General features: G+C 71.0%; 18 protein-coding genes. 13 read left to right on the top strand and 5 right to left on the bottom strand.

Features of this window, described 5'->3' with window-relative positions; genetic code table 11:
• Nucleotides 1-137 precede the first annotated feature (137 nt).
• On the bottom strand, nucleotides 138-2,936 hold the full coding sequence (locus ACIP4Y_RS19005) for a D-alanyl-D-alanine carboxypeptidase (protein WP_401394541.1): 2,799 nt from the start codon (nucleotides 2,934-2,936) through the stop codon (nucleotides 138-140).
• 300 nt (nucleotides 2,937-3,236) lie between these two features.
• Here ACIP4Y_RS19005 and ACIP4Y_RS19000 point away from each other — a divergent pair, with 300 nt between their 5' ends.
• The 3 genes from ACIP4Y_RS19000 (at nucleotide 3,237) to ACIP4Y_RS18990 (ending at nucleotide 5,453) form a co-directional block, all read left to right on the top strand.
• A complete protein-coding gene (locus tag ACIP4Y_RS19000; RefSeq protein WP_358639538.1) occupies nucleotides 3,237-3,992 on the top strand; it encodes a GPP34 family phosphoprotein in 756 nt (251 codons plus the stop codon).
• Nucleotides 3,993-4,214: 222 nt separating this feature from the next.
• A complete protein-coding gene (locus tag ACIP4Y_RS18995; RefSeq protein WP_358639540.1) occupies nucleotides 4,215-5,072 on the top strand; it encodes a helix-turn-helix transcriptional regulator in 858 nt (285 codons plus the stop codon).
• A 189-nt stretch (nucleotides 5,073-5,261) separates the two neighbouring features.
• Entirely contained in the window at nucleotides 5,262-5,453 is a 192-nt protein-coding gene (locus ACIP4Y_RS18990; RefSeq protein ID WP_401394536.1) for a DUF397 domain-containing protein, read from the top strand.
• Between the two features lie 132 nt (nucleotides 5,454-5,585).
• Here the strand turns inward: ACIP4Y_RS18990 and ACIP4Y_RS18985 are convergent, their stop codons facing one another.
• Both ACIP4Y_RS18985 and ACIP4Y_RS18980 read right to left on the bottom strand, forming a co-directional pair.
• On the bottom strand, nucleotides 5,586-6,086 hold the full coding sequence (locus ACIP4Y_RS18985; RefSeq protein WP_358639543.1) for a glutathione peroxidase: 501 nt from the start codon (nucleotides 6,084-6,086) through the stop codon (nucleotides 5,586-5,588).
• Nucleotides 6,087-6,095: 9 nt separating this feature from the next.
• Nucleotides 6,096-7,082, bottom strand: coding sequence for an ArsR family transcriptional regulator (locus ACIP4Y_RS18980; RefSeq protein ID WP_401394532.1), 987 nt, complete (start codon nucleotides 7,080-7,082; stop codon nucleotides 6,096-6,098).
• A 106-nt stretch (nucleotides 7,083-7,188) separates the two neighbouring features.
• On the opposite strand from ACIP4Y_RS18980, the gene ACIP4Y_RS18975 reads away from it, so the two are divergent.
• Nucleotides 7,189-8,391 carry an MFS transporter gene (locus ACIP4Y_RS18975; protein ID WP_401394529.1) on the top strand — a complete coding sequence of 401 codons (1,203 nt, stop codon included), beginning with the start codon at nucleotides 7,189-7,191 and terminating at the stop codon, nucleotides 8,389-8,391.
• On the opposite strand, the gene ACIP4Y_RS18970 is transcribed toward ACIP4Y_RS18975, so the two are convergent.
• Nucleotides 8,324-9,163, bottom strand: a complete 840-nt coding sequence (locus ACIP4Y_RS18970; protein ID WP_401394526.1) for a slipin family protein — start codon at nucleotides 9,161-9,163, stop codon at nucleotides 8,324-8,326. The genes ACIP4Y_RS18975 and ACIP4Y_RS18970 overlap by 68 nt on opposite strands.
• Before the next feature lie 458 nt (nucleotides 9,164-9,621).
• On the opposite strand from ACIP4Y_RS18970, the gene ACIP4Y_RS18965 reads away from it, so the two are divergent.
• From ACIP4Y_RS18965 to ACIP4Y_RS18935, 7 genes are all read left to right on the top strand, one after another.
• Nucleotides 9,622-10,236: a DUF1326 domain-containing protein gene (locus ACIP4Y_RS18965; RefSeq protein WP_401394523.1), complete on the top strand. Its 615-nt coding sequence runs from the start codon at nucleotides 9,622-9,624 to the stop codon at nucleotides 10,234-10,236.
• The gene (locus ACIP4Y_RS18960) at nucleotides 10,233-10,991 is read left to right on the top strand and encodes a DUF2182 domain-containing protein (protein WP_401394520.1); all 759 of its coding nucleotides are present in this window, start codon (nucleotides 10,233-10,235) and stop codon (nucleotides 10,989-10,991) included. The genes ACIP4Y_RS18965 and ACIP4Y_RS18960 overlap by 4 nt, the downstream gene beginning before the upstream one ends.
• Before the next feature lie 118 nt (nucleotides 10,992-11,109).
• Nucleotides 11,110-11,658 carry a SigE family RNA polymerase sigma factor gene (locus tag ACIP4Y_RS18955; RefSeq protein ID WP_401394517.1) on the top strand — a complete coding sequence of 183 codons (549 nt, stop codon included), beginning with the start codon at nucleotides 11,110-11,112 and terminating at the stop codon, nucleotides 11,656-11,658.
• Entirely contained in the window at nucleotides 11,655-12,365 is a 711-nt protein-coding gene (locus ACIP4Y_RS18950) for a SecDF P1 head subdomain-containing protein (protein ID WP_401394514.1), read from the top strand. The genes ACIP4Y_RS18955 and ACIP4Y_RS18950 overlap by 4 nt, the downstream gene beginning before the upstream one ends.
• Before the next feature lie 225 nt (nucleotides 12,366-12,590).
• Nucleotides 12,591-13,013 (top strand): ATP-binding protein, encoded by a 423-nt coding sequence (locus tag ACIP4Y_RS18945; protein WP_401394511.1) that lies wholly within the window; start codon nucleotides 12,591-12,593, stop codon nucleotides 13,011-13,013.
• A 70-nt stretch (nucleotides 13,014-13,083) separates the two neighbouring features.
• Entirely contained in the window at nucleotides 13,084-13,257 is a 174-nt protein-coding gene (locus tag ACIP4Y_RS18940; RefSeq protein WP_401394508.1) for a CsbD family protein, read from the top strand.
• 186 nt (nucleotides 13,258-13,443) lie between these two features.
• Entirely contained in the window at nucleotides 13,444-13,740 is a 297-nt protein-coding gene (locus ACIP4Y_RS18935) for a GYD domain-containing protein (protein ID WP_358639558.1), read from the top strand.
• A 340-nt stretch (nucleotides 13,741-14,080) separates the two neighbouring features.
• On the opposite strand, the gene ACIP4Y_RS18930 is transcribed toward ACIP4Y_RS18935, so the two are convergent.
• The gene (locus ACIP4Y_RS18930; protein WP_401394504.1) at nucleotides 14,081-14,503 is read right to left on the bottom strand and encodes a hypothetical protein; all 423 of its coding nucleotides are present in this window, start codon (nucleotides 14,501-14,503) and stop codon (nucleotides 14,081-14,083) included.
• A gap of 204 nt (nucleotides 14,504-14,707) precedes the next feature.
• Here ACIP4Y_RS18930 and ACIP4Y_RS18925 point away from each other — a divergent pair, with 204 nt between their 5' ends.
• Complete coding sequence (locus ACIP4Y_RS18925) at nucleotides 14,708-14,986, top strand: FmdB family zinc ribbon protein (protein ID WP_401394501.1); 279 nt, start codon at nucleotides 14,708-14,710, stop codon at nucleotides 14,984-14,986.
• A 21-nt stretch (nucleotides 14,987-15,007) separates the two neighbouring features.
• Entirely contained in the window at nucleotides 15,008-15,646 is a 639-nt protein-coding gene (locus ACIP4Y_RS18920; RefSeq protein ID WP_401394498.1) for an AmiS/UreI family transporter, read from the top strand.
• The last annotated feature ends 16 nt before the right edge of the window (nucleotides 15,647-15,662 follow it).

The following is a 15,662-nucleotide window of genomic DNA, read 5'->3' as shown; positions in this document are numbered from 1 at the left end:
GCTTCCCTTCCGGTCCGCGGCCCTGTCCCGGGACCGGCGACCTGCCCCGATTCGTGACGCTAGCACGCACCCCGCCCCGGGGCCCCCGGGTGGGGGCTCCCCAGGGCGGGGTGCGCGGCGGGCCGGGGCGGGGGCGGTCAGCCCAGCCGGGTGAGCTTGGCGCCGAAACCGGGCTCGGCCAGATCCTTCTGCAGGGCCACCGGAACCTTCACCGCGCCGGACGTACCGTCACCCACCGTGAGCGTGCCGACCCGGGTGCCGGCCTTCGCGGTGTGCGGCACGGTCCCCGGGGTGAAGGACAGCCGCACCTTCATACCGGCCCAGCCGGCCGCCGTGACGTCCTGCGTGACCACGACCGGGGTGTGGCCGCCGAGCCGGTCGTCCACATAGCCGACCACGTCGCCCTTCTTCAGGATCTTCGACGTGGTCAGCGCGTCCTGGGCGGCGAGCAGCGCGGTCTTGCTGACCGCGTTGACCGTCTCCAGGATCTTCGGCTTGTGCTGGCCGAGGATCGCGCCCACCAGGGTGACCGTCCGGCCGCCGACCTGCTTGCGCGAGGCGAAGAGCAGATTGCCGCCGGCCGCGGTGGTGCTGCCGGTCTTGATGCCGATCGCGCCCATGCGGTACGGCAGCTCGTTGTAGTTGGGCCAGAAGTGGCCGGAGGGGTCCGTCCAGCTGGCCGCGCTGCTGATCGCGACCAGCGCGGGGACCTTCACGAACGCGCGGCCGAGCTTCACCTGGTCCTCGGCCGTGGAGACGGTGGTCTCCTTCAGGCCCGAGGGGTCGGTGTACGTCGTGTCCGTCATCCCCAGTTCCCTGGCGGTGGCGTTCATCTCCTTCACGAACGCCGCCTCCGAGCCCGCGTCCCAGCGCGCGAGCAGCCGGGCGATGTTGTTGGCGGAGGGGATCATGACGGCGGACAGCGCCTGCTTCTCGGTGAGGTAGTCGCCGGCCTTCACGGTGTTGAGGGTGGACTCGCCGGCCTTGTCGTAGCCGCCCTCCTTCTCGGCCTTCGCGTCCACCTTGATCTTCGGGCCCTCCTGGCCCGGCTTCAGCGGGTGGTGCTTGAGGATGATGTACGCGGTCATGGTCTTGGCGACCGAGCCGATCGCCACCGGGGTCTGCTTGCCGAAGTGGCCCATCGTGCCGACGCCGTCCGCGTCGATCCAGCCCTGGCCCTCGCCGGGCCACGGCAGGGTCGTGCGTCCGCCGTCGAACGTGTAGGTCTCCTCGCCGGTGAGCGCGAGGGTGGGGGACGGCAGGGGGCGCACGGCCTGTACGACCGCGAAGACGACCGCCAGGAGCAGGACCAGCGGGGTCCAGATCTTGACCCTCCGCACGAGCGTGCGGACCGGGGTCTCCGGGGGCGGCGGCGTGTTCGTCAGCTCCGCCAGCAGGTCCAGCGGGGGCTTGGGCGGGAGCGGCTGCTGCGTGGTGCGCTCGGGGCCGACCTGGGGGACGGGGGTGGTGGCGTCGGGGGCCGCCGGCTGAGGCTTGGCCGGCTTTCGCAGGTCGTCCCTCAACGCGACGAACTTGCTGGTGCGTTCGGCGTCGGACTCCGGCGCCTTCGGCTGGCCGCCGAGCTTCAGCATGGTCGTCGGCTGATCGACCTCGGCCTTCTTGGGCCGGGGCGCCTTGAACACAGCGGTCGGCTGATCGACGGGGGGCTTCGCCGCCGCGTCGGCCTTCGCCTCGGCTGCGGGGGTTGCCTGCGCCGCGTCGGCCTTCGCCTCGGCTGCGGGGGTTGCCTGCGCCGCGTCGGCCTTCGCCTCGGCTGCGGGGGTTGCCTGCGCCGCGTCGGCCTTCGCCTCGGCTCCGCCATCGGCGTCCGTGTTCCCACCCGCACCACCCGTGCGGCTCTCGTCGTCGTCCGCGGGTGGCCCCTGTGGGGCGTCCCCGTCGTCGGCGTCCTCGGGCCCGTCCCCGACCTCCACCGCCTCGACTACGCCCTCGCCACCAGCGCCGCCCGCGTCGCCCTCGGCGTCTGCGACATCCTCGGCGCCAGCACCGGCCTTGCTGCCTGCGACAGCCTTGGTGTCCGCGTCGGCCTTGTCCCCGGCGCCGGCCTCGTCGCCCGGGAGGGCCTTGCTGTCCGCGGCACGCTTGGCATCCACGTCGGCCTTGGCTCCAGCGGGGGCCTTGTCGCCCGGGAGGGCCTTGCTGCCCGCGTCGGCCTTGGCGTCCGCGGCATCCTCGGTGCCAGTAGCGGCCTTGCTGTCTGAGACAGCCTTTATGTCCGCGTCGGGCTTGGCTCCAGCGCGGGTCTTGCCAGCCGCGGCAGCCTCGTCGCCGGTGCCGGCCTCGTCGCCCGCGTCGGCCTTGGTGTCCGCGTCGGCCTTGGCTCCAGCGGGGGTCTTGCCAGCCGCGGCAGCCTCGTCGCCGGTGCCGGCCTCGTCGCCCGCGTCGGCCTCGTCGCCCGCGTCGGCCTCGTCGCCCGTGTCGGCCTTGGTGTCCGCGTCGGGCTTGGCCCCAGCGTGGCCCTTGCCGTCCGCGGCAGCCTTGGCGCCGGCCTTGCCACCCGCAACGCCGGCGCGCGCATCGGCCTTGTCGGCCTTCGCGTCCGCGTCGGTCCCGTTCTTCGCGGTGGCGTCCGCCTTCGCCTGGCCCTCGGCGTCCGCTTCCGTCTGCGCGTCAGACGCCCCCTCGGACTCGGCCTTTGCTTTCGCGTCGGACGGCGTCTCCGCCTCGGCCCGCGCGTCAGATGAACCCTCTGCCTCCGCCTCAGCCTTCTCCTGGGACGGAATCCCCGCACCGCTGCCCGTCTCAGACGACTCCTCAGGCTCGGTCTCCGAGGCGGGCGACTTTGCGGTCGTGTCGGGGTGGGGAGCGCGTACCCAGGAGGACACCGCTTCGTGCAGGGCGGTGTCGGGTCGTACCGTGAGGATCTTCGTCGCCGTGTCCCTGCTCCCACCCGCGGAATCCTTTTCGCGGGACACGGCCAGACGCGGATCGCGCGCCTCGGGAACCGAATCCGCGCTCCCCGACGTCGGTTCCGCCGACGACTCGCGCTGCTTCGACCTGTCGGGGGACTCGCCCGCCACCGATGCCTCCTCATGCGCCGCGCGCTCACCCGCGCGCCCTGTCCGAACCATGTACCAGTGTCCTGTGTGAGGGCCTGGCCCCTGCGGTAGACGAGAACGACATACCTGCCGGTTCCCTCACGAACCGGTCACGCACCCTCGACAGACCAATGTGAGAGGGGTCACCCTGTCATTCATCCACGCGGGGAGGCATGGATGGGCAGGAGCCGCAGAACACTTCCGGAGGAGCTTCTGCTGCTGGCACTGGACCCGGCCACGGGTACCACTGCACAGCCGCAGTCGCTCGACCTCGGTCTGGCCGGTGCACAGCTAGTGGAGCTGGCGCTGGCCGGACGGATAGCCCCAGACGGGGATCGTATCGCCGTGGTGGTACCACGGCCGACAGGAGATCCGACTCTGGACTGCGCATTGGAGTTGCTGCGAAGGCGTGGCGCTCCCGTGCGTGCCGTCCACTGGATCGGCGGGCCCCGACTCGGGCTGCGCCAGACCTACCTCTCGCATCTGGAGCGGTGCGGCATGGTCGCCGCCGTGCCGGGTCAGATGTGCGGGGTGTTGCCGACGACTCGCTACCAGGCGACGGACAACGACATCAGCCGGGAGATCCGTGCCCGGCTGGACTCCGCGATCCGCACCGGCGTACCGCCGGACCCGCGGACCGCGGCGCTCGCCGCCCTGGCGCACGCCGTCGGACTCGGCAAGCACCTGTATCCGGGGAACGAGGGACGCTCGTCCCGCTCCCGGCTGCGTGACCTGATCCGGCACGACCCCATGGGCGGGCTGGTCGCCCACGCCGTGATGGACGTGCAGAACGGTGCGGCCGCCCAGCCGCGCCGGGGCCCGGCCTCGGGCGGCCGTCCGGCCGCGCCCGGCGCCAGGCCCGCGCCGGAACCCGCACGCGGGGTTCCGATGCAGCCGCACCGCGGGTCCATGGCACGCGCCGTGGCCCACTGAGCCGCCGTCCCGGTCCCCACAGACCCGGTTCGGGAGCCGCTGGTCCGAGCGGGGCGGCGAGACCCTCGTGGTCTCGCCGCCCCGCTCGACTGCGCCCAGGAGTTCGAGGCGGCGCCGCATATCCCTCGTTTCCCAGCGGTAGAAAGCACCTTGGTGGCAGTCTGCTCAACAGCAGATACGCAAAGTGTTAAGTACAGGCAGGCAGCCGGAGGTGCACGTCCCGTGGCGTCCAATGTCAATCCCACCGTCAGGCGGCGCCGGCTGGGCCAGGAGCTGCGCAGGCTTCGTGAGCTCAAGGGCATGACGGCCGAAGAGGTGGCGGAGCGGCTGCTGGTGTCGCAGTCGAAGATCAGCAGGCTGGAGAACGGCCGCAGGAGCATCAGCCAGCGCGATGTGCGCGACCTGTGCGGGGTGTACGAGGTCGAGGACCAGCGGATCGTCGACTCGCTGATGGAGATGGCCCGGGACTCCAGACAGCAGGGGTGGTGGCACACCTTCGGGGACATCCCGTACAGCGTGTACATCGGGCTGGAGACGGACGCGGAGTCGCTGCGGGTGTACGAACCCCAGCTGGTGACCGGCCTGTTGCAGACCCGCGCCTACGCCGAGGCCCTGGTGCAGGGCGCGTTGCCGGAGACGTCGACGGCCGAGATCGAGAAGCGGGTCCAGGTGCGGATGCGCCGACAGGAACGTATCACCGCCGAGAACAACCCGCTCCGGCTGTGGGTGGTGCTGGACGAGGCGGCCCTGCGCCGGCTCGTGGGCAGCAAGCTGGTGATGCGGGAACAGCTGGAGCACCTGATCGAGATGTCCCAGCTGCCGCACGTCACCGTGCAGGTGCTGCCGTTCGAGGTGGGCGCGCACCCGGGGCTCAACGGCCAGTACGCGATCCTGGAGTTCGCCGACGCGGCCGACTCCAGCGTGGTGTACCTGGAGGGCGTCACCAGCGACCTGTACCTGGAGAAGGCGCAGGACGTGCAGAAGTACGCCGTGATGTACGAGCACCTGCGGGCACAGTCCCTCAATGTGGAAGCGTCCCGGCAATTCATCGCGGATGTGGCGAAAGTGTACGCCGACTGAGCCGGTGTCACGCGGGGCGCGGGATCGTACACCGTCGATCGGCTCCAGTGGAAGGCTCACCTGGAATATGCCATCCGGTCGAGTGAACGACTGCTCCGGCAGAAGCAGTTGCCCGGTAGCGTCGATCACGCCAATCAGACGACATGGTTGGCGTGAACCGCACTACCGCAACTCGCAACAGGAGTGGACATGGCACTGATTCAGGGCGCTTCGGAGACGTGGATGAAGTCCTCCTATTCCGCGGGCAACGGCGCTTGCGTCGAGGTCAAGTCGCCCACCGCCGCCGAACTCGCCGTCCGCGACTCCAAGACCCCCGAGGGTCCCGTCCTGGCCTTCCCCACCGACGCGTGGAACGCCTTCGTGTCCTCGGTCAAGGCGTGAGGGGTTCTCCCTGACCCTGGCCCGGACGACAACTGCACAAGCACCACCAGGAGAGCCCTCTCGACCAGTCGCCGTCCTTGCCGAGAGGGCTCACCGCCTGGTCCGGGACCAGGAGGAAGCGGTAGGCGGGGCTCAGCCCAGCTGGGCCTCGATCGCGGAGACCACCTCGGCCGACTCCGGCTCGGTCTGCGGCGCGAACCGCGCGACGACCCGGCCGTCCCGCCCGATCAGGAACTTCTCGAAGTTCCAGCGGATGTCCCCGCTGTGGCCCTCGGCGTCCGCGAACCCGACGAGCCGCTCGTACAGCGGATGCCGGCCCTCCCCGTTCACCTCCACCTTCTCGGTCAGCGGGAAGCTCACGCCGTACGTCGCCGAGCAGAACTCCGCGATCTCCTCGGCGGTGCCGGGCTCCTGCCCGAGGAACTGGTTGCAGGGCACGCCCAGCACGGTGAAGCCCTGTCCGGCGTACCGCTCCTGGAGCTTCTCCAGCCCGGAGTACTGCGGGGTCAGGCCGCACTTGGAGGCCACGTTCACGATGAGCACGGCCTTGCCCGCGTACTGCGGCAGGTTGGCGGAGCCGCCGGTGAGCGCTCCGATCTCGACATCCAGCACGTTGTGGTCAGTAGTCGTCATGCCCGGATGCTAGCCCCGCCGGGCCACGGCCCCCCGCCCGGCCTCGACCAACACGTCACCGGCCGCCGTCCGCGCGTACAGCACCGACCGCCCGGCCCGCCGCCGCTCCACCAGCCCCGCCTCCCGCAGCACCTTCAGATGCCGCCCGACCGAGCCGAGGCCCTGCCCGGTGACGGCGGTCAGCTGGCTGGTGCTCATGGGGGAGCCGAGCAGCACGAGCACCCCGGCCCGGGCCGCGCCGAGCAGCGCGCCCAGGCCCGCGGGCACCGCACGCCCGCCGTCCCCGGCCAGGACGCCGGTGCAGGGATAGACCACGGCGTACCGCTCCCCCTCCTCCCAGGACACCCAGCCCGTGTGCTGCGCGGTCACCGGCACGAACACCAGCTCGGCGCCGGAGATCTCGCGCGGCGGGTACTCGTGCAGATTGATCTGGAACCGGTTCTCCCCCAGCCACCGGGTGCCGCCCGGCCGCAGTGAGTCCAGCACGCTCGCCCAGCCGCCCTGGCTCACCCGCGCGGTCCGTGCGACCACGTCCGCCTCCAGCACCCGCCGGCGCCGCTCCCAGGACGGTCGTACGGTCTCCCGCCACACCCACTCCAGCAACCCCGCCGCCCGCTCCGGCAGGTCGTCCCGGTCCAGCTCGGCCGGGAGCGGCCCGGCGAGGGAGAGCCGCAGATGGGCGTGGGCAGCGCCGGGATCGGCCGCGCGCACCCGGGCCACCTCCTCGGCGAAGCTCTCCCCGGCGCGGGGCGCGGGGGTGAGGAAGTCGGCGATCCACTCCCGGCCCAGCCCCGCCCGCACCAGCCGGGCCGTCAGGGGGTCGGCCGCGAGCCGGGCCCGGTAGCCGGGCAGGTGGCTGCCCAGCCAGGCGTGCTCACCGGGATGCGACCCCTGCCCGGCGTGCAGCAGCTTCAGGCAGGCGAAGGTCTCGGCGAGCGGCGAGATGACGAACCGGCTGCGCGCCAGGGTGTCCGCGTTGAGCTGCCACCACCCCATGCGACCCCCTCCTGTACGGCCCGTACGGCCCGAACCGCCTGTACGACCTTTCGCGCGGTGGCGAAACAATAACGAGCCGTCCGCGGCCCCGCCGAGACTCCGCAGCATGCCCAGCTACCGATCCCTGTTCCGCACCCCGGAGTTCACCCCGCTCCTCCTCGGCGCGGCCGCGAAGACCGCGGCCCAGACCGTCGGCGGCCTCGCCCTCGGCACCCTCGTGTTCCGGGCGACCGGCTCCCCGCTCCTGTCGGCGCTGAGCATGTTCGGCTCGTCGCTCGCCCAGGTGCTGGGCGCCACCTTCCTGCTGTCCGGCGCCGACCGGCTGCCCCCGCGTACGGCCCTCACCGCGATCGCGCTGGTCTTCGCGGCCGGTACGGCGGTGCAGGCGCTGCCCGGCCTGCCGACCGGCGCGCTCCTCACCCTCGTGGCCCTGCTGGGCCTGGCCGCCTCGCTCGGCGGCGGGATCCGCTGGGGGCTGCTCAACGAGATCCTCCCCAAGGACGGCTATCTGCCGGGGCGTTCGCTGTTCAACATGATGAGCGGGCTGATGCAGGTCGCCGGTTTCGCCGCCGGCGGCGCCCTGCTCGCCGCGCTCTCCCCGCGCACCTGCCTGCTGCTGGCGGCGGCCCTGTACCTGGCGGCCGCGCTCGTCCTGCGGCTCGGCCTGACCGCCCGGCCGCCCCGCGCCGCCGGCCGGCCCTCGCCCTCGGCGACCTGGCGCACCAACGCCGAGCTGTGGTCGTCCCGGCCGCGCCGCCTGACCTATCTGGGCCTGTGGCTGCCCAACGGCATGGTCGTCGGCTGTGAATCGCTGTACGTGTCGTACGCCCCGCACGCGGCCGGCACCCTGTTCGCCTGCGCGGCGCTCGGCATGTTCGCCGGGGACGTGACGGTCGGCCGTCTGCTCCCCGTCGCCGTCCGCACCCGCCTGGCCACCCCGCTGCTGCTCCTGCTGGCGACGCCGTACCTGCTGTTCGCCGCGCACCCGCCGGTGCCGGTGGCCGCGGTCTGTGTGACCCTGGCCTCCGCCGGCTTCGGGGCGAGCCTGGTGCAGCAGGAGCGGCTGATGCGCCTGACCCCCGACGCCATGGCCGGCCAGGCCCTCGGCCTGCACGCGGCCGGCACGCTGACCCTGCAGGGCGTCAGCGCGACGGCGGCGGGGACCCTGGCCCAGCTCGCCTCGCCCGCCGCGGCGATGACCGCGATGGCGGCGGGCTCGGTCTGCGTGACCCTGGCGCTGGCTACGGCTGCTCGACGGGCTCCGGTCCCGTCTTCGGCCGAGCCGGCGCCGGACCGGACTCCGTCGTGACCTCGGCGTCGATCTTCTTCACAGCCCGGTCGAAGTACCGCAGCAGCTCCACCGGGAACGGCATGACGAGCGTCGAGTTCTTCTCGGCGGCCACCTCGACCACGGTCTGCAGCAGGCGCAGCTGCATGGCCTCCGGGGTGTCCGCCATGATCCGGGAGGCGTTGGCGAGCTGCTGCGCGGCCTGGAACTCGCCGTCCGCGGTGATGACCCGGGCCCGCCGCTCCCGCTCGGCCTCGGCCTGCCGCGACATCGACCGCTTCAGCGACTCGGGCAGCTGGACGTCCTTGATCTCCACCCGGTCGATGTGCACGCCCCACCCGGCGGCCGGGCTGTCGATCATCAGGGCCAGGCCCTCGTGCAGCCGCTCCCGGTCGCTCAGCAGATCGTCCAGGTCGCTCTTGCCGATGATGGACCGCAGGGAGGACTGGGCGACCTGGCCGACGGCGAAGACGTAGTCCTGCACCTCGATGGCCGCGCGCACCGGGTCGGTGACCCGGAAGTAGACGACGGCGTCCACCTTCACCGAGACGTTGTCCCGGGTGATGCCCTCCTGGGTGGGCACCGGCATGGTCGCCACCTGCACGTTCACCTTGCGCATCCGGTCGGCGAACGGGATGAGGAAGGTGACGCCCGGCTGCCGGTAGCTGGGCAGCGCCTTGCCCCACCGGAACACCACCCCGCGCTCCACCTGGTTGACGACCCGCATCCCGCTCTTCAGCACGAGCAGCAGGAGGACGGCGACGACCACCACTGCGACGACGGTGCCTTCCATGGCACTCCCCTTCTCCGACACGATCCGGACAACGGGGAGGACACGGGGAGGAGGTAGTGCGGATCCGGCCCCGGCGTCAGGGAAGCGTAAAGAAACGGCGGGCTGCCGGGGGCGGCCAGGCCGGCTTCGGCACCGCGGCTGGGCCGGCCGGATGCGGGGACGGCGGTGCCCCGGCGTCCGGACGCGCGCCTGGGGCCCGGGCGGGCGTCCGGGGCGCGCATGCCGGGGGGCGGCCGTCCACGCGGGGCCGGAATGGAATCGGGTCCCTGGAATCCGGGATGGCTGACCAGACCGGTGAACGGAAGCTGCCCGGCATCGGCGGGTACCGCCAACGGTGGCGGATCTGCGCGACGGGAGCCGTCGGGAATAGCCTGGAGAAGAGCGGCACCGGGACGGAGCGGGCCCTCCCGATGCATTCCCCTCACCGAGGGGGACGTGGAAGAGGGAGGCGATGAGCCGTGCCCTGGAATCTGAACGGCACGTACCTGGAGAGCTGCAACTGCGACGTGGTGTGCCCTTGCACCACCTCGGGCCTCACCGCACCGGCCGACCACGAGCGCTGCCAGGTGACCTTCGCGTTCCACGTGGACAGCGGGAACGTGGACGGCACGGACGTCTCCGACCGCAACGTCGCCGTCTTCATCGATGCGCCCCGGGTGATGGCCGAGGGCGGCTGGCAGGTGGCGCTGTACCTCGACGCTTCGGCCGACGACGGCCAGGCGGATGCGCTGGGCAAGGTCTTCTCCGGCCAGGCCGGCGGGCCGATGGCGGCGCTCACCCCGCTCATCGGCGAGGTCCTCGGCGTGGAGCGCGTTCCCATCGGCTACCGTGACGACGGCCGCCGCCACTCCGTGCGGGTGGGCGGCGCCATCGACATCGAGATCGAGGACCAGGTTGCCCCGCAGTTCGGCGAGGACGGTCCGGTCATGGGACTGACCGGCATCTTCCACCCGGTGAACAGCACGCTGACCATCGCCCGGTCGACCCGGGCGACGGGCGACGGCGTGCACGGCCGGTCCTGGGACTACTCCGGCGGCAACGGACACTCGGCGCCCTTCACGTGGTCCGCGTGACCGGTTGGCTGGTCACCGTCCGCCGCAGGGCAGGCCCCGCCGGGCTGCTGCTGGTCGCGGCGTCTGCCGCCTGGGTCTGGGCGGTGACACGCTGGGGCGGCATGCAGGCGATGCCGGGCACCATGGGCCTGCGCCTGCCCGCTTTCCTGGCCATGTGGACACTGATGACGGCGGCGATGATGCTGCCCGCCACGGCGCCCGTCGCCGCGCTGTACGCACGCACCATCACCGCGCACCGGGCACCGCACATGGTCGTTTTCACGATCGCCTACCTGGTTGTCTGGGGTGCGGCCGGGCTGCCGGCGTACGGGCTGGCCGCCGGCCTGGGCAGGGCGGCGAACCTCCCGGCGGCAGCGGGGACCGCAGTGGCCGCCGCCGTGTTCGCGACCAGCGGCGTCTACCAGCTCATGCCCCTCAAGGACCGCTGCCTGGCGAGGTGCCGCTCGCCGATCGGGCTGATGCTGCGCTACGCCTCGTACCCGGGGCTCTCCCGCGATCTGCGTGCCGGAGCCCACCACGGGGCCTTCTGCCTGGGCTGCTGTGGGTCGCTGATGGTGCTGCTGGCGGCGTTCGGTGTGATGAATCTGTGGGCCATGGTGGTTCTGACCGCCGTGATCACCGCCGAGAAGCTCGTACCGGCCGGCCGCCTGGTGGCCCGCACCGTGGGAATCACCTCGATCGCCCTGGCCGTCGCCGTCTTCTGGTTCCCGGAGCTGGCCCCGGGCCTCACCGGCGGCGGTACGACCGGGATGTGAGGCGGGCCGGGACCCTTCTCTCCGCGCGGCGTGCTCGGCATGGTCGGGAAAGTCCGGCCGGCCGGGCAGTAGAACCCCCTCCCGCACCCGTCCTTACAGGGGAACGAGGGAGGGCACATTGAACGCCGACGAGGAACGCCAGTTCCGCGAGTTCGTGGCGGCGCGGTCGAGATCGCTGCTGCACACGGCCTACCTGCTGACCGGAGACTGGGAGCAGGGCCGGGACCTGCTCCAGACCGCGCTTGCCTCCACCGCTCGGCGTTGGTCGAAGCTGCGCGACCGGGAGCAACCGGAGATCTATGTGCGCCGGGCTCTCTACCACGCCCAGGTGGACCGCTTCCGGCTCCTCAGCTGGGGGCGGGAGACGGTCACGGACACCCTGCCCGACCAGCCCTCCGGGCAGGCCGCCGACTGGGCCGACACCGTGGTCCAGCGGCAGGACATCATGTCCGCGCTGCGGCGGCTGCCCAAGCGCCAGCGTGCGGTGATCGTGCTGCGTTACTTCGAGGACCGGCCGGACAACGAGATCGCCGCGATCCTGGGCGTCGCCCAGGGGACGGTCCGCAGCCAGACCCACAAGGCCCTCGCCTCTCTTCGCACCACCCTGGCCGAGGCAGGGCCGTCGGCCTCCTCCTCCACTGCCTCCGGAAGGGGCGTCACCGCATGAACGGCTCGACCGAACACCCGCAGCACGAGACGTCGCTGCACGATGCCTTGCAGGCCCATGTCCGAGAGAGCGGCAGTGACCCCGTCGGCGCCTATCTGGTCGGCCTGGCCGATGACGCGTTGCGGGTCGCCCGGCGGCGGCAGCGGCTGGCCCGCGCCGGGGTCGGCGTCGTCGCCGCCGCGGCGGTCGCCGCCGCCTGGGTAGCCGTCGCGGGCGGCGCGACCCCGGGCGCGCACGTGGTCCAACCCGCCGCAGGGGGCGGTACCGGGAAGGCGGCCCCGGTCTCCCTCCTGCCGGTCACCTCGGCCATGGAGCACGCGTGCACCCATGGCAACGGCGGCTACACCGTGCACGCGACGGCGACCCAACCGGCGTTCTGCGTCCACGCCGACCGGGCCAGGGGCATGACCGACGTCCGTGTCACCTCCGCGAAGGCCGAGAAGAGCACCATCGACGGCACCTGGCAGGTCGAGGTGACCCTCGGCCCCGCCGACCGGTCCCGTTTCGCCGCCCTCACCGGCTCCATCGCGGCGGCCCCGGCCCCGCGCAACGAAGTCGCCATCGTCATCGACGGCAAGCTCTGGGGCAGACCCTCCGTGACCTCCTCGATCACCGGCGGCCGTTTCGAAATCGTCGGGGCCTACGTCGGGGACCTCACCGGCACCACCGCCCACGACCTCGCCGACCGGCTGGACCCCGCCGGGTGAGGAGGAGCGAGGGCCGCTGGGCCGGCGTCTGCGTGACGCGCCCGATCAGCCCTGCCGCCTGGGTACAGGTGAACCACCCCGCTGCCGCGCCCGGCACCGCCGCCCCGAGCACGGCTCCTCCGCATGCCGCCGAGTTCTCCTCCACGGGAAGCATCCGCGGGAATTGGGCCTGCGTATCCGGGGCACACGGGACAGGCATCCGGCTGGTCGGTGAAGGAGGAAGCAGTGGGAGAGGACTCGTCGCTCAAAGCTGTGGGTTGGGCGCGCTCGCTGCCGGCGAGCCGGGGGGTGAAGGAGGCCAGGGACTGGACTCGTGACCACCTGGCCTCGCTCGGGTGGCTGCGCACAGCCCCGGACCTGGTGGACTCGGTGCTGTTGACCGTGTCCGAGCTGGTCACCAACGCTCACAAGCATGCCCGCAGCACGGCGCAGTTGATCCTGCTGTGGGATGAGCAGTGCCTGCATGTGACCGTTCATGACGCCTCTCCCGAGCTGCCCGAGCAGCGCCGTCCCGATGCCGGTGCCCTGGGAGGTCGCGGTCTGATGCTGGTCGACGCCCTCGCCGACGCCTGGGAGGCCCACCGTTGTCCGCACGGCAAGGATGTCATCGCCTGCTTCCAGCCGCCCTCGCCCCCGACCGCCACGTAGAGCAGTTTGTGCAGGGGATGTGGGGGCACGAGCGCTTCACCGCTACAGAAGCTACGAGGAGGCGTGTTCCATGACTGCCGGTGAGAAGGCCAAGGCGAAGACCGAGCAGGCGGAAGGCAAGGCCAAGGAGGCTTTGGGAAACGCCGTCGGGAACGAGCGCATGGCCGCGGAGGGGCAGGCCGAGAAGAGTGCGGGTGACGCGCGGCAGGCCAAGGAAAAGGCCAAGGACGCCTTCAAGCACTGACACCGCTGCCCTGGCGTGAGGGAAGGGGCTGTCCCGGGTGAGCCGGGACGGCCCCTTCTTCCTGTGTCCCCGGGCACCGGCGCCAACCCGGTCGTATGGCTCGTTCGGGTGCGCAACTCATGCAGGTTCCAGCCCAGGTGTCCAGGCTGGGCCTCAGGATGAGTCTTCTCGTGAAGGTGGCACAACATGCCGACGTACGTCGCCTTGCTGAGCTGGACCGATCAAGGGGTCCGAAACTACAAGGACACCGCGAAGCGCGCCGAGACGTTCGGTTCAGCGGTACAGAAGCTTGGGGCGAAGCTCCTGAGTGTCTACTGGACCATCGGTCCGTACGACCTCGTGGCCATCATCGAAGCGCCTGACGACGAAACCGCCACCGCGGCACTCCTGCAGCTCGGTGGCGTGGGCAACGTCCGTTCCACGACCCTGCGGGCCTTCAGCCGAGAGGAGATGGAACGCATCATCGCCAAGACGGCGGGCTGACGGCAGCGACGAAGAAGCCCCACATCGGCACCTTTCGCCTGGCGCATCGCGTCTCGTCGCGCGGCTCAAGTGGTCGGTGGAGTCTTCGCGGGCGAGCCAAGTTCCATCGAGCGCGATCAGTAGCCGTTGTCACGCAGTTCCACACCCGCGCGAAGGCGGGGGAGGGGCGACCCCCGCTTTAGGAGTTCGGCCGAATCCCGCGAAGATCAGCTGCCCCGGTCGTAGCTGAGGTCACCGCTTGCTCGTCGCTGCACGTCTCGGCTGTACGGCCCGGGGCCGGCGGGGACTACTCAGGACGCCGATCGCGCGCCACGCTCGTACGGCCACCCGTGGCGCCTCTTCAGAGCTTCCCGCCGATCTCGCACGCGCGGCACGGGGGCTGGCCGCAGGTGCACTGCATGAGGGCGTCGATGACCCCGCGGTCGTGGTAGAGGCACTCGTCTTTGCAGGTGTGCCGCGGAATGAACCCCGCGGGGATCTCGCCGGGCCACGGCTCGTGGCCGTCCCTGCAGCGGGCGAACCGCTCGGGATCGGTGGAGTGCAGGTCGTGCATCTTCGACCGCGCCTCGTCCTCCAGATGCCGCACGCGCTCCGCCAGGCTCTTGAGCTCGGCGGCGATGCCGGCGTAGTGGTCGGTGCCGGTCCTCACGTGTGCGGCCCGCAGCGCCATCGCGGCGTTGCCGAGAAACCTGCTCGCGTCCTGGAGGTCGGTCACGTGATGCATCTGAATGCCGTTCACGCCACGGACCCACACAGCGTCCATGCTGCTCACTGATCTACCTCCGGGAAGGAAACATCTTATTTAAGGACATTAAAGACCCGGGTTGCGCCAGTCCAGGGCTTGGAGGGTGAGTCGGCTCACAGGAAGTGTGGGTGAGATGGATCTTCCTCCGTTCATCATCCACTTGACACGGAGATTTACGAGACGTCTCCTGGAAAGGACAAAGGAACGCGTCGGAGGCTGCTGATGGCAACCTACGAATATCGATGCATCCGCTGCGGAACCTTCGATGTGAAGTTGCCGATCGGCACGGCACCCAAGTCCTCGGGCTGTCCCGTTTGCGGAGGCGCCGCACGGCGTGTGTATTCGGCCCCCTCTCTCGCACGAACCTCGAACGCGGTCGCCGCCGTCCATGCCCGCGAGGAGCAGTCCCGTGAGGCCCCGGAGGTGGTCTCCGAAGTGCCGCCCGGCAGGAGAGTGCGCAGGCCACCGCACCCCGCGCTCTCCAAGTTGCCCCGTCCCTGAAGGACTTGGGAGGTGCGTCCTGTGGCGAACGTGGGACTGCTCTTCGTCGGTGCGGTGCTCTTCCTGAACGGACTGCTCCTCCTCAAAAAGGTCGATCCCCGCTCGGCAGCGGTTTTCAACCTTTTCGTCGGTTCACTCCAGGTGCTGACGCCGACGTACCTCATCTTCGCCGCCGACAACGACCCCAAGAAGATTTTGGCGGCGTCCGGGATTTATCTCTTCGGATTCACCTACCTCTACGTGGGAATCTGTCTCCTGGTCGGCATCGAAACCGATGGTGTCGGCTATTACTCGCTCTTTGTGGCAGTCGCCGCCCTGGGGTACTCGTTCGTCAATTTCCACCTGGCCAAGGACAACCCGTTCGGGGTGATCTGGCTCTACTGGGCGTTCCTGTGGTTCCTGTTCTTCCTGCTGCTCGGCCTCAAGTTGGACAGGCTCGGCAGCTACGTCGGCTGGGTCACGGCGATCGAGGGCTGGGTCACCGGCGTGATCCCCGCCGCTCTGCTGCTCTCCGGCTACTGGAAACACCCCGACGAGACCGCCATCGCACTGGGCGTCTTCGCCGTCGTCGTCTTTGCGGCGCTGTGGCCGCTCACCCGCGCATCGCGGCAACCGGCGCCCGCCACCACGACGCCGGCCGGCCCGGGTGCATCCGTGTGACCGATTCAGAAGGACC

Origin of the sequence: Streptomyces sp. NPDC088810 (assembly GCF_044750305.1) — a bacterium.
Classification (GTDB): Bacteria; Actinomycetota; Actinomycetes; order Streptomycetales; family Streptomycetaceae; genus Streptomyces.
The sequence above is the reverse complement of the archived record's forward strand: the minus strand, read 5'-3'. Positions and strand labels throughout refer to the sequence as shown.

Bases quoted from the DNA above. Each gene is read 5' to 3' on its own strand.
- ACIP4Y_RS19000 (WP_358639538.1), top strand. From the start codon at position 3,237: ATGGGCAGGAGCCGCAGAACACTTCCGGAGGAGCTTCTGCTGCTGGCA.
- ACIP4Y_RS18990 (WP_401394536.1), top strand. From the start codon at position 5,262: ATGGCACTGATTCAGGGCGCTTCGGAGACGTGGATGAAGTCCTCCTAT.
- ACIP4Y_RS18985 (WP_358639543.1), bottom strand. From the start codon at position 6,086: ATGACGACTACTGACCACAACGTGCTGGATGTCGAGATCGGAGCGCTC.
- ACIP4Y_RS18980 (WP_401394532.1), bottom strand. From the start codon at position 7,082: ATGGGGTGGTGGCAGCTCAACGCGGACACCCTGGCGCGCAGCCGGTTC.
- ACIP4Y_RS18975 (WP_401394529.1), top strand. From the start codon at position 7,189: ATGCCCAGCTACCGATCCCTGTTCCGCACCCCGGAGTTCACCCCGCTC.
- ACIP4Y_RS18970 (WP_401394526.1), bottom strand. From the start codon at position 9,163: ATGGAAGGCACCGTCGTCGCAGTGGTGGTCGTCGCCGTCCTCCTGCTG.
- ACIP4Y_RS18950 (WP_401394514.1), top strand. From the start codon at position 11,655: ATGAACGGCTCGACCGAACACCCGCAGCACGAGACGTCGCTGCACGAT.
- ACIP4Y_RS18940 (WP_401394508.1), top strand. From the start codon at position 13,084: ATGACTGCCGGTGAGAAGGCCAAGGCGAAGACCGAGCAGGCGGAAGGC.
- ACIP4Y_RS18935 (WP_358639558.1), top strand. From the start codon at position 13,444: ATGCCGACGTACGTCGCCTTGCTGAGCTGGACCGATCAAGGGGTCCGA.
- ACIP4Y_RS18930 (WP_401394504.1), bottom strand. From the start codon at position 14,503: ATGGACGCTGTGTGGGTCCGTGGCGTGAACGGCATTCAGATGCATCAC.
- ACIP4Y_RS18925 (WP_401394501.1), top strand. From the start codon at position 14,708: ATGGCAACCTACGAATATCGATGCATCCGCTGCGGAACCTTCGATGTG.